The sequence below is a fragment of the Paraburkholderia lycopersici genome (genome assembly GCF_900096975.1).
GTDB classification, from domain to species: Bacteria; Pseudomonadota; Gammaproteobacteria; order Burkholderiales; family Burkholderiaceae; genus Paraburkholderia; species Paraburkholderia lycopersici.
Window position 1 is genome coordinate 214,556 of the sequence record NZ_FMYQ01000001.1, and the last position, 11,876, is coordinate 226,431.

General features: G+C 67.6%; 11 protein-coding genes. 9 read left to right on the forward strand and 2 right to left on the reverse strand.

Annotated elements, in window-relative coordinates; translation table 11 throughout:
* Positions 1-128: 128 nt before the first annotated feature.
* The 9 genes from BLU17_RS00845 to BLU17_RS00885 all read left to right on the forward strand — a co-directional run bounded on the left by BLU17_RS00845 (position 129) and on the right by BLU17_RS00885 (position 9,652).
* A complete protein-coding gene (locus tag BLU17_RS00845) occupies positions 129-1,607 on the forward strand; it encodes an aminopeptidase P N-terminal domain-containing protein (RefSeq protein WP_091993169.1) in 1,479 nt (492 codons plus the stop codon).
* A 37-nt stretch (positions 1,608-1,644) separates the two neighbouring features.
* Complete coding sequence (locus tag BLU17_RS00850; RefSeq protein ID WP_091993171.1) at positions 1,645-2,922, forward strand: UbiH/UbiF/VisC/COQ6 family ubiquinone biosynthesis hydroxylase; 1,278 nt, start codon at positions 1,645-1,647, stop codon at positions 2,920-2,922.
* A 210-nt stretch (positions 2,923-3,132) separates the two neighbouring features.
* A complete protein-coding gene (gene dusB, locus BLU17_RS00855; RefSeq protein WP_091993173.1) occupies positions 3,133-4,206 on the forward strand; it encodes a tRNA dihydrouridine synthase DusB in 1,074 nt (357 codons plus the stop codon).
* On the forward strand, positions 4,203-4,436 hold the full coding sequence (locus tag BLU17_RS00860) for a Fis family transcriptional regulator (RefSeq protein WP_028216158.1): 234 nt from the start codon (positions 4,203-4,205) through the stop codon (positions 4,434-4,436). The genes dusB and BLU17_RS00860 overlap by 4 nt, the downstream gene beginning before the upstream one ends.
* A 70-nt stretch (positions 4,437-4,506) precedes the next feature.
* Positions 4,507-6,072, forward strand: a complete 1,566-nt coding sequence (gene purH, locus BLU17_RS00865; protein WP_091993176.1) for a bifunctional phosphoribosylaminoimidazolecarboxamide formyltransferase/IMP cyclohydrolase — start codon at positions 4,507-4,509, stop codon at positions 6,070-6,072.
* A gap of 189 nt (positions 6,073-6,261) precedes the next feature.
* A complete protein-coding gene (ruvC, locus tag BLU17_RS00870) occupies positions 6,262-6,804 on the forward strand; it encodes a crossover junction endodeoxyribonuclease RuvC (RefSeq protein ID WP_091993178.1) in 543 nt (180 codons plus the stop codon).
* 94 nt (positions 6,805-6,898) lie between these two features.
* Positions 6,899-7,480, forward strand: coding sequence for a Holliday junction branch migration protein RuvA (ruvA, locus tag BLU17_RS00875; protein WP_091993181.1), 582 nt, complete (start codon positions 6,899-6,901; stop codon positions 7,478-7,480).
* Between the two features lie 112 nt (positions 7,481-7,592).
* Positions 7,593-8,669 carry a Holliday junction branch migration DNA helicase RuvB gene (gene ruvB, locus BLU17_RS00880; protein ID WP_091993183.1) on the forward strand — a complete coding sequence of 359 codons (1,077 nt, stop codon included), beginning with the start codon at positions 7,593-7,595 and terminating at the stop codon, positions 8,667-8,669.
* Positions 8,670-8,707: 38 nt separating this feature from the next.
* Positions 8,708-9,652: an oxygenase MpaB family protein gene (locus tag BLU17_RS00885; protein WP_091993185.1), complete on the forward strand. Its 945-nt coding sequence runs from the start codon at positions 8,708-8,710 to the stop codon at positions 9,650-9,652.
* 84 nt (positions 9,653-9,736) lie between these two features.
* On the opposite strand, the gene BLU17_RS00890 is transcribed toward BLU17_RS00885, so the two are convergent.
* Complete coding sequence (locus tag BLU17_RS00890) at positions 9,737-10,882, reverse strand: branched-chain amino acid ABC transporter substrate-binding protein (RefSeq protein ID WP_091993187.1); 1,146 nt, start codon at positions 10,880-10,882, stop codon at positions 9,737-9,739.
* A gap of 308 nt (positions 10,883-11,190) precedes the next feature.
* Positions 11,191-11,874, reverse strand: coding sequence for a histidine phosphatase family protein (locus BLU17_RS00895; RefSeq protein WP_091993189.1), 684 nt, complete (start codon positions 11,872-11,874; stop codon positions 11,191-11,193).
* Positions 11,875-11,876: the final 2 nt, after the last annotated feature.

Consider the following 11,876-nt stretch of genomic DNA (forward strand, 5'->3'; position numbering starts at 1 on the left):
TTTTTCCTACGCGTAATGTAGGCGAAAGACAACAGCCTCCGGCATCGGGGCGCCCTGGCGGCAACGGGCGGCGGGCGCGCCCGCTGCCAGGCCGCTAGTAGTTAGTAGTCAGGCGCTACAATCTCAAGATGGACTCGACCATCAAGCAAAGCGCCCAGGCCGCCTCGCGCGAAGCCCAACCCGCCGCCGACGCGCCCGAGTTGCCCGTCGCGCAATACGGTCCCGACGGCGGCGCGGCCCTCTATCGCGCGCGCCGCGAGCGTGTGCTCGCCGCGCTGCGCGCACAAGGCGGCGGTGTCGCGCTCGTGCCGACCGCGCCCGAGGCGCTGCGCAATCGCGACGCCGACTACCCATATCGGCACGACAGCTACTTTTACTACCTCACCGGCTTCACGGAGCCCGAGGCGCTGCTCGTGCTCGACGCGAACGCCGGCGAGAACCAGCCCGCCGCGGTCCTGTTCTGCCGCGCGAAGAACGTCGAGCGCGAAACGTGGGAAGGCTTTCGCTTCGGTCCCGACGCCGCGCGCGAGGCGTTCGGCTTCGACGCCGCCTTTCCCGTCGACGAACTCGACACGCGCGTTCCCCAGATCATCGCGAACCGCCCCGCGCTGCACTATGCACTCGCAGGCTCCGGGCGCTTCGACGCCCAGGTGAAGCGCTGGATAGACGCAGTGCGCGCGCAGGCGCGCAGCGGCGTCACCGCGCCGGCCGCCGCATACGACCTGCTGCCGCTGCTCGACGACATGCGCATCGTCAAGGACGCGCACGAACTGGACACGATGCGCCGCGCCGCGAAAATCTCGGCGCTCGCGCACGTGCGCGCGATGCAGACGTGCCGCCCCGGCATGCGCGAGTACGAAATCGAGGCCGAGCTGCTCTACACCTTCCGCAAGCACGGCGCGCAGGCGCCGGCCTATGGCTCCATCGTCGCGGCGGGCGCGAACGCCTGTGTGCTGCACTATCCGGCGGGCAACGCCGTGGCGCGCGAAGGCGACCTCATTCTCATCGACGCCGCGTGCGAGCTGAACGGCTATGCCTCGGACATCACGCGCACCTTTCCGGCCAGCGGCCGCTTCACGAGCGCGCAGCGCGAGCTTTACGACATCGTGCTCGCCGCGCAGCAGGCCGCCATCGACGCCACGCGCGCCGGCGTGAACTTCGAGGCACCGCACGAAGCCGCCGTGCGCGTGCTCGCGCAGGGTCTCCTCGATACCGGCGTCATCGACCGGCAGCGCTTCGCGCGCGTCGACGACGTGATCGCCGAGCGCGCCTACGCGCGTTTTTACATGCATCGCACCGGGCACTGGCTCGGCATGGACGTGCACGACGCGGGCGATTACCGCGAGCGCGGCGGAGAAAAAAGCGCGGGGAAGGCCGACGCGGCGCCGCCCTGGCGCACGCTGCGCCCAGGCATGACGCTCACGGTCGAGCCGGGCCTCTACATCCGCGCGGCCGCAGACGTGCCGGAGCGCTACTGGGACATCGGCATCCGCATCGAGGACGACGCGATCGTCACCGAAACCGGCTGCGAGCTCATCACGCGCGACGTGCCCGTGGCGGCCGACGAAATCGAAGCGCTGATGCAGGACGCCCAGCGCCGCGCCTGATGCGCGCAACGACTCCAGACGAAACGAAGCAAACCACATGAACGCAGTTTCCGGCAGCGCGAACGAAGCCTCCACGGGCGCAGATCCGCACGCCCATTTCGATTACGACGTGACGATCGTCGGCGCGGGACCGGTCGGCCTCGCGCTCGCGGGCTGGCTCGCGCGGCGCAGCGCCACGCAAGGGCTCTCGATTGCGCTCATCGATGCGCGCGAGCCCGATGACAGCGCCGGCGACCCGCGCGCGATCGCCGTCTCGCAGGGCAGCCGCACGCTGCTCGAAACGCTCGCATGGCCGAACGACGCGACGCCCATCGAGCGCATTCACGTTTCGCAGCGCGGCCATTTCGGGCGCACGCTGATCGACCGGCGCGATTACGGGCTGCCGGCGCTCGGCTATGTCGCGCGCTACGGCGCGATCGTGCAGGCGCTCGCGCAGGCCGTGCGCGGCACGCGCGTGCACTGGCTGCATCATACGCAGGCGCATGATCCGGTCGTCGAACATGGCGGCGTCACGCTGCCGGTGATGAGCGCGGGCGTCGAGCGCCGCTTGCGCACGCGTATCCTCGTGAACGCCGAAGGCGGCCTTTATCGCGCGCCGCCGCGCAGCGCGCAAGACGAATCCGAAGAAGCCGGAACGCAGGCCGTTCACCCGCGCCACGAAGCCAAACGTACGCGCGACTATGGACAGACCGCGCTGGTCGGCGTGGTGACGCTCTCCGCGCCGCGGCCTCACGTGGCGTGGGAGCGCTTCACGAACGAAGGCCCGATCGCCCTGCTGCCGATGGGCGGCGTGCGCGGCGCGGATTACGCGCTGGTGTGGTGCTGCGCCCCTGCCGAAGCCGGGCGCCGCGCACAACTCGACGATGCGGATTTCCTCGCCGAACTCGGCATGGCGTTCGGCGCGCGCATGGGCCGCTTCACGCAGATTCACGCTCGCGCCGCGTTCCCGCTGGGCCTGAACGCGCTCGACGCACTCGTCTGCGGCCACGGCCGCATCGCGGCGGTGGGCAACGCGGCGCAGACGCTGCACCCCGTGGCGGGCCAGGGCCTCAATCTCGGCCTGCGCGACGCCCATGCCCTCGCCGACTCCTTCGCGCAGCACGGCGCCACCCCGCGCGCGCTCGCCGAATTCGCGGGACGCCGCGCGTTCGACCGGCGCATGACGATCGGCGCGACCGATACGCTCGCGCGCCTGTTCACCATCGATTTCGGACCGCTCGCCGCGCTGCGCGGGCTCGCGCTCACCGCGCTCGAATTCGCGCCGCCCGTGAAGACGGCGCTGGCCCGGCAGATGATGTTTGGGCAGCGCAGTTGAGTTGTCGATCGCGGGGTCGAATCGCATTTCGCCAGGACGCTGCCGTGCGCCGCGCATTCGGCCGTGAAACAGATCCCAGGGTCCGTGCGCCGCGACCTCGCACCCCGCTTACGCTAAAATAGTCGTTTCCCCCTTTTTTCACCTTCACGCCGCCCGCCGCGCCAGCCGGAATCGCCATCCGGGTCGCGGCACCGGCTTCGCCCGCGCGTCATGTTCACAATCGGCCGTCACATCCTGCGTAACAACCTGTTCGTCGCTCCCATGGCGGGCGTGACGGACCGGCCGTTCCGCCAGTTGTGCAAGCGGCTCGGCGCAGGCTATGCGGTGTCCGAAATGGTCGCGTCCAACGCGCAGCTCTGGAAGAGCGAAAAGACCATGCGCCGCGCCAATCACGCGGGCGAAGTCGAGCCCATTTCCGTGCAGATCGCCGGCGCCGACCCGGCCATGATGGCCGAAGCCGCTCGCTACAACGTCGCCAACGGCGCGCAGATCATCGACATCAACATGGGCTGCCCGGCCAAGAAGGTCTGCAACGTCGCTGCCGGCTCGGCGCTTTTGCAAAACGAACCGCTCGTCGCGCGCATCGTGAAAGCCGTGGTCGACGCCGTGGGCACGGGGCCCGACGCCGTGCCCGTCACGCTCAAGATCCGCACGGGCTGGGACCGCGACAACCGCAACGCGCTCGCCATCGCGCGCATTGCCGAGGACTGCGGCATCGCCATGCTCACCGTGCACGGCCGCACGCGCGCCGACCTCTATCACGGTGAAGCGGAGTACGAAACGATTGCCGCGGTGAAGGCCGCCGCGCGCATTCCGGTGGTCGCGAACGGCGACATCGCGTCGCCGCGAAAGGCGCGCGAGGTGCTGGCCGTCACGGGTGCCGACGCCATCATGATCGGCCGCGCGGCGCAGGGGCGCCCGTGGCTCTTTCGCGAAATCGGGCATTTCCTCGCGACGGGCGAACTGCTGCCGCCGCCGCGCGTGGACGAAATCCAGTCGATCATGAACGAGCATCTGGAGGACCACTACGCGTTTTATGGGGAATTTACCGGCGTGCGTACTGCGCGCAAGCATATCGGCTGGTACACTCGCGGCCTTTGCGGCGCCAATACGTTCCGGCATCGCATGAATACGCTGGACACCACGCGCGAACAGCTCGTCGCCGTCAACCAGTTCTTCGACGAGCAGAAGGCGCGTTCCGAGCGTCTCGTCTACGTCGACGAGAGCAACGGCAGCGATGAAGGCAACGACGGCGGCGAATCAACCGATCGACTGGCAGCATGAGCAAGCACAACATCGAACAATCCGTCCGCGAGAGCCTGGGCATTTATTTCCAGGACCTCGACGGCAGCAATCCGCACGACGTCTACGAAATGGTGATGGCGTGCGTCGAAAAACCGATGCTCGAGGTGGTGCTCGAGCAGGCAGGCGGCAATCAGTCGCTGGCCGCCGAGTATCTCGGCATCAACCGCAACACGCTGCGCAAGAAGCTCCAGCAGCACGGCCTGCTGTAACGCCGCTGCGTTTCCCTGGGCTTTCGGCGCGGACTCCTCGATCTCTCGGCAATCTATCTCGTTATCCATCATGATCAGGCAAGCGCTCATCTCCGTTTCCGATAAGGCCGGCATCGTCGACTTCGCGAAATCGCTGTCGGACCTCGGCGTCAAGATCCTCTCGACCGGCGGCACCGCGAAACTGCTCGCGGACGCGGGCCTTCCCGTCACCGAAGTGGCCGACTACACCGGCTTCCCGGAAATGCTCGATGGGCGCGTGAAAACGCTGCACCCGAAGGTGCACGGCGGCATCCTCGCGCGCCGCGACCTGCCCGAGCACATGGCCGCGCTCGAAAAGCACGACATCCCGACGATCGACCTGCTCGTCGTGAACCTTTATCCGTTCGTCCAGACCGTCGCGAAGGAAGAGTGCACGCTCGAAGACGCGATCGAGAACATCGACATCGGCGGCCCGACCATGCTGCGCTCGGCGGCGAAGAACCATCGCGACGTGACCGTGGTGGTCGATCCGGCCGATTACGCCAAGGTGCTCGAGGAAATGCGCGCGAACGGCAACAGCGTGAGCTACGCCACGAACTTCCGCCTCGCGACCAAGGTGTTCGCGCACACGGCGCAGTACGACGGCGCGATCACGAACTACCTCACGAGCCTGACCGAAGCGCTCGATCACAAGTCGCGCAACACTTACCCGGCCGTGCTGAACCTCGCGTTCGACAAGGTCCAGGACCTGCGCTACGGCGAGAACCCGCACCAGAGCGCCGCGTTCTACCGCGACCTTTCGACGCCGGCCGGCGCGCTCGCGAACTACCGGCAGCTGCAGGGCAAGGAACTCTCGTACAACAACATCGCCGACTCGGACGCCGCGTGGGAATGCGTGAAGACGTTCGACGCGCCCGCCTGCGTAATCATCAAGCACGCGAATCCGTGCGGCGTGGCGATCGGCGCGAACGCGCACGAAGCGTACTCGAAGGCGTTCCAGACCGACCCGACTTCGGCGTTCGGCGGCATCATCGCGTTCAACCGCGAGGTGGACGAAGCGGCGGCCCAGGCCGTGAGCAAGCAGTTCGTCGAAGTGCTGATCGCGCCGTCGTTCTCGGAAGCCGCGAAAGCCGTGTTCGCCGCGAAGCAGAACGTGCGTCTGCTCGAAATCGCGCTCGGCGACGGCCATAACGCGTTCGACCTCAAGCGCGTGGGCGGCGGGCTGCTCGTGCAGTCGCTCGACGCGAAGAACGTGCAGCCGCACGAGCTGCGCGTGGTGACGAAGCGCCACCCGACGCCGAAGGAAATGGACGATCTGCTGTTCGCGTGGCGCGTCGCCAAGTTCGTGAAGTCGAACGCCATCGTGTTCTGCGCGAACGGCATGACGATGGGCGTGGGCGCGGGCCAGATGAGCCGCGTGGATTCGGCGCGCATCGCCAGCATCAAGGCCGAAAACGCGGGCCTCAAGCTCGCGGGCACGGCGGTCGCCTCGGACGCGTTCTTCCCGTTCCGCGACGGCCTCGACGTGGTGGTCGACGCGGGCGCGACCTGCGTGATCCAGCCGGGCGGCTCGATGCGCGACAACGAAGTGATCGCCGCCGCCGACGAGCACAACATCGCCATGGTGATGACGGGCGTCCGCCACTTCCGTCACTGATCCTCGCGCGCGGCGCGCGACCTGCACGTGACGCGCCGCTTGTGCACAGCCCGCCGGACGCCTGTCCCGCGGGCTTTTTCTTTGTGCCGCGCGCGGCGTTTCCGGTCGCCGGCAAGGCTCGCGGTGCCCATGCCGTTCGTTGTACCATCGCAGGCACACTCCCTGGCACATCGGTTTTTCCCGCATTTCATGAGAATTCTCGGCATCGACCCCGGCTTGCGCGTCACCGGCTTCGGCGTGATCGAGCGTCACGGTCATCAGCTCACGTATGTCGCAAGCGGCGTCATCCGCACCGCCGATGCCGATCTCCCCGCGCGTCTCGGCACGATTTTCGAGGGCGTCTCCACGCTCATCCGCCAGCACGCGCCCGACCAGGCCGCAATCGAAAAAGTCTTCGTCAACGTCAATCCGCAGTCGACGCTCTTGCTCGGCCAGGCGCGCGGCGCGGCCATTTGCGGGCTCGTCTCGGGCGGCGTACCGGTAGCCGAGTACACCGCGCTGCAGCTCAAACAAGCCGTGGTGGGTTACGGCCGCGCGACCAAGGAACAGATGCAGCAGATGGTCGTGCGCCTGCTCGCCCTCACGGGCACGCCCGGCACCGACGCCGCCGACGCTCTCGGCATGGCCATTTGCCATGCCCACGGCGGCGATGCGCTGGCCACGCTGGGCGGCCTCGCGCCCGCGCTCGCGAAGAAGGGCATGCGCGTGCGGCGCGGCCGCTTGATCGGCTGATGTGCCTGGCCGAACGGCCAACCTTCCGGCCGCATGCGGCGCGCTACCCTCCCGTCGGCTACACTCTGCGCTTTCCCTCGTTACAGAAACCGCCATGATCGGTCGCATTGCCGGCGTATTGCTGGAAAAGAACCCGCCGCACCTGCTCATCGACTGCAACGGCGTCGGCTATGAAGTCGACGTGCCGATGAGCACGTTCTACAACCTGCCCGGCGCAGGCGAAAAAGTCGTGCTGCTCACGCAGATGATCGTGCGCGAAGACGCACATCTGCTCTATGGCTTCGGCACACAACAGGAACGCGCGACATTTCGCGAACTGCTCAAGATCAGCGGCATCGGCGCGCGCATGGCGCTCGCCGTGCTCTCGGGCATGAGCGTGCACGATCTCTCGCAGGCGGTCACGCTGCAGGATTCGGCGCGCCTCACGCGCGTGCCCGGCATCGGCAAGAAAACGGCCGAGCGTCTTCTGCTCGAACTCAAGGGCAAGCTCGGCGCGGACCTCGGCGCGATGGCGGCCGCCGCTTCGCCGTCGGACCACGCGAACGACATCCTCAACGCGCTGCTCGCACTCGGCTATTCGGAGAAGGAAGCGCTCGCCGCGATCAAGAGCGTGCCCGCCGGCACCGGCGTATCCGAGGGCATCAAGCTCGCGCTCAAGACGCTTTCGAAGGGCTGATCGCCATCGTGCGGGAGCGCGAAGTCGGCGTGAACTCGGCGGTTAGTTGCGCTACCAACGCGGCACCGGAGGCAGCCCCGCCGGCGCATAACGCGCGCGGTACAATCGCTGGATGATCGAAACCGACAAACTCGCCGCCAACCACGCGGGCGCCGGCCGCGTGATCGCCTCCACGCCAGCCTCGACTCACGAGGAAGCCTTCGAGCGCGCGCTGCGCCCGCGCCAGCTCGACGAATATGTCGGCCAGGAAAAAGTGCGCGGCCAGCTCGAAATTTTCATCGAGGCCGCGAAGCGCCGCTCCGAACCGCTCGACCACGTGCTGCTATTCGGACCGCCGGGCCTCGGCAAGACCACGCTCGCGCACATCATCGCGCGCGAAATGGGGGTCAATCTGCGGCAGACGTCGGGGCCCGTGCTCGAGCGCGCAGGCGATCTCGCGGCGCTGCTCACCAATCTCGAAGCCAACGACGTGCTCTTCATCGACGAGATCCACCGGCTCTCGCCGGTCGTCGAGGAAATCCTGTATCCGGCGCTCGAGGACTATCAGATCGACATCATGATCGGCGAAGGGCCGGCCGCGCGCAGCGTGAAGCTCGACCTCCAGCCGTTCACGCTCGTCGGCGCGACCACGCGCGCGGGCATGCTGACCAACCCGCTGCGCGACCGCTTCGGCATCGTCTCGCGCCTCGAGTTCTATAACGCGAGCGAGCTTTCGCGCATCGTGCAGCGCTCGGCTTCGCTGCTCGGCGCGCAGATCCATCCTGACGGCGCGCTCGAAATCGCGCGCCGTTCGCGCGGCACGCCGCGTATCGCGAACCGCCTGCTGCGCCGCGTGCGCGACTATGCCGAGGTGAAGGCCGACGGCGCGATCACGGCCGGCGTGGCCGACGCCGCGCTGCGCATGCTCGACGTCGATCCCGTGGGCTTCGACCTGATGGACCGCAAGCTGCTTGAAGCCATTCTGCACAAGTTCGACGGCGGCCCGGTGGGCGTCGACAATCTCGCCGCCGCGATCGGCGAGGAGCGCGACACGATCGAGGACGTGCTCGAACCGTATCTGATCCAGCAGGGCTATCTGCAACGCACGCCGCGCGGCCGCGTCGCCACGCAGTTGAGCTACCGTCACTTCGGCCTGACGATGCCCGACGACGCAGCGCCAGCCGGCGAGTGGAACCCGGACGCGTCGTAAGGCGCGGCAAACCCGAACGCAGCGCGAGCGAGAGCACGATGTCCGATCACGCCGGCCGGCCTCACGACGCTCCCGAACCGACGGGCCTCGCTGGTCAGATCGCGCTGCGTCTGCGCATGGCGCTCGCGGAAAGCGTCACGCATCTCACCACGGGCAGCGGCCCTAAGCTCGATTACTCGTCGCCGCCGGGCGACCCGGGCCTCTTCGGTCCCGACGCCGTTTGCTGGAAAGTCCACGCCGATTTCGCCGCGATGATGGCGGGCGGCATCAGCGCGCTCCTGCTGCAGGCGCTGCATCCGCTCGCGCTCGCGGGTGTCTGGGACCACTCCACGTTCCGCACCGACATACTCGGGCGGCTGCGCCGCACAGCGACCTTCATTGCGGGCACGACCTACGGCAGCCGCGCCGATGCGCTCGCGCTCATCGAGCGCGTCAGGACGATCCATCTCGCCGTGACCGGTACCGCGCCGGACGGCCGCCCCTATCGTGCAAGCGATCCCGTCTTGCTCACGTGGGTGCACGTAGCCGAAGTCTCGAGTTTTCTCGCCGCGTATTTGCGCTACGTGAACCCCGCGTTGCCGGGCGATGCGCAGGACCAGTACTACGCCGAAGTCGCCCGCATTGCCGAACTGCTCGGCGCGACGAACGTACCCCGGTCGCGCGCCGAAGTCGCCGCCTGGCTACGGTCGATGCAACCCGAGCTCGTGGCCAGCGACCGCACGTTCGAGGTCGTGCGCGTGCTCATGGCCGCACCCGCGCCACGCCCGGCGATGCGGCCGGCCGGCGCGCTGATCCGCCACGCGGGCATCGACCTCTTGCCGCCGTTCGCCCAGCAGATGCTCGGATTCGACACATTCGCCTTCGCGCGCCGCGCGATGGTGCGGCCGGGCATGCGCACGGTTGCGCCGGTGCTGCGCTGGGCGCTCGTCAACGGCGTGTCCAAACGCGCGCGCAGGCGCGCGGCGGCAAAGCCCTCGCAATAAGCGCGACGCCATAAAAAAGGCCAACCTGAACTGACATCGCGCAGGTTGGCCGTTTCGTTTCGGCGCGTTGACGCGCTTCGGTGCTTACATCTTCACGACGTCGAGAAGCGTCTTCTTGCCCGACTTGTAGTTGTACAGCGAGATCACACCATGCTTGAGGTCGCCCTTCGAATCGAAGGCCGTCTCGCCGATCACGCCCTTGTAGTCCGTGCTCGGGATCTGCGCGAGGATCTTCGCGTGGTCGGTGGAATTCGCGCGTTTCATCGCGTCGACGACGATGTACACCGCGTCATACGTGAACGGCGCGTCGAATTCGATCGGATGACCGAAGCGCTTCTCGTACTTCGCGGCGAACGCCGCGCCGCCGTTCATGCGCTCGACCGCCATGCCGGCCTGCGAGCAGACGACGTTGTCCGTCGCCGCGCCCGCGAGCTGCGCGAGGCTTTCCGTACAGACGCCGTCGCCCGCGAGCACCTTCGCGCGCAGGCCGAGCTGCCTCGCCTGCTTCGCGAACGGGCCGCCGGTGGCGTCCATGCCGCCGTACATGATCGCGTCGGGGTTTTCGCCCTTGATCTTCGTGAGAATGGCGCGGAAATCGACGGCCTTGTCGTTCGTCGCATCGTGCGAGAGCACCTTGATGCCGAGCGACTTCGCCGTCTTCTCGAACTCGTTCGCAAGACCCTGACCATACGCAGTCGAATCGTCGACCACGGCCACGGTCTTCACGTTCAGGCTCTTCGCCGCGTAGTCGGCGAGCGCGGGGCCTTGCTGGGCGTCGGTCGCGACCACGCGGTAGGTGGTCTTGAAGCCCTGTAGCGTGTACGACGGATTGGTCGACGACGGCGAGATCTGCACGATGCCCGCGTCGCTGTAGATCTTCGAAGCCGGGATCGATGCCCCCGAATTCAGGTGGCCGATGACCGCCACGACCTTGTCGTCGACGAGCTTCTGCGCGACCTGGGTCGCCTGGCGCGGGTCGGCGGCGTCATCCTGCGCGTCGAGCGCGAGCGTGACCTTCTGGCCGCCGATCGTGAGGCCCTTCGCGTTGATTTCCTCGACGGCGAGACGTGCGCCGTTTTCGTTGTCCTTGCCCAGGTGAGCCGAGCCGCCCGTAAGCGGGCCGACATGGCCGATCTTGACGACCTGATCGGCCGCCGCGTTGCCCGACAGCGCCGCGAACGCCACGACTGCTGCGCTCACCGGCAGCAGCTTGTGAAGCTTGAACGTCATTGAACTTTCTCCTGCGATCTTTTCTGGGAACTACCTGTTCGTATGCAACCCTGGGCTCGCCGCCTCATGCTTGCGATGCGCGCGTCCCTCGTCAACGCGGGCCGGACAAATGGCCCGGCGGCCGACGCGCCCATGGCCGCCCCATGTTAGCAGGCCGCTTAATTTCGTGGTTGGGCTCTGGAAAGAGGCTGCAAGCCGCAGGAAAGAAAAGGGATGGGCCGCAGCGAGCGCGCGGACCGGATACCGGAGAAAGGCACAGCGGAGGGGCAAGACGCACGGCAGAGCGCCGTGCGTCTTGCCGAGGGGGCTTATGACCGCGGCTGGGGCGTACGCCTGAAACCGTCGTCGGCGCTGACGCCGCCCAGATGCGCCACGTCGCCCCATGCGACGACGCGCGCCTGCGTCACATAGTCGTCGCGTTCGAAATCGACGACGTTCACGCTCGTGTTAAGAAGCGGCCAGGCGCGCGGCTCGTCGAGCGCGAGGCCATTCGCGAAACGGTACACGCAGTCGAGCACGCCGCCGTGCGCGACGCACGCAATGCGGCCGCCCGGATGCATCGCCAGAATCGGCTCCAGCGCATGCAGCACCCGATGATAGAACTCGCGCTGCGACTCGCCCTCGGGCGGCGTGAAACCGGGGTCGCGCGTTTGCCAGTGCGCGTACTCGTCGGGAAAGCGCCCGGAAATCTCGTCGCTGTCGTGGCCCTGGAACGCGCCGTAGTTGCGCTCGCGCAGGCCTTCGGCCAGTTGCACCGGCAAGCCGAGCGCCGCGGCGACGGGTTGTGCGGTCTGTTGCGCGCGCACCAGGTCGCTCGACCAGATCGCGTCGAGCCGCGCACCGGCCTGCGCTTCCTGCGCGAGCCGGGCGCCGAGCTGCTGCGCCTGGGCCATGCCGCTTTCGGCGAGCGGAATGTCGATATGCCCCTGAATGCGCTTGATGCGGTTCCAGGCCGTTTCGCCGTGGCGGATGAAGAGGATCTGCGTGTTCATGA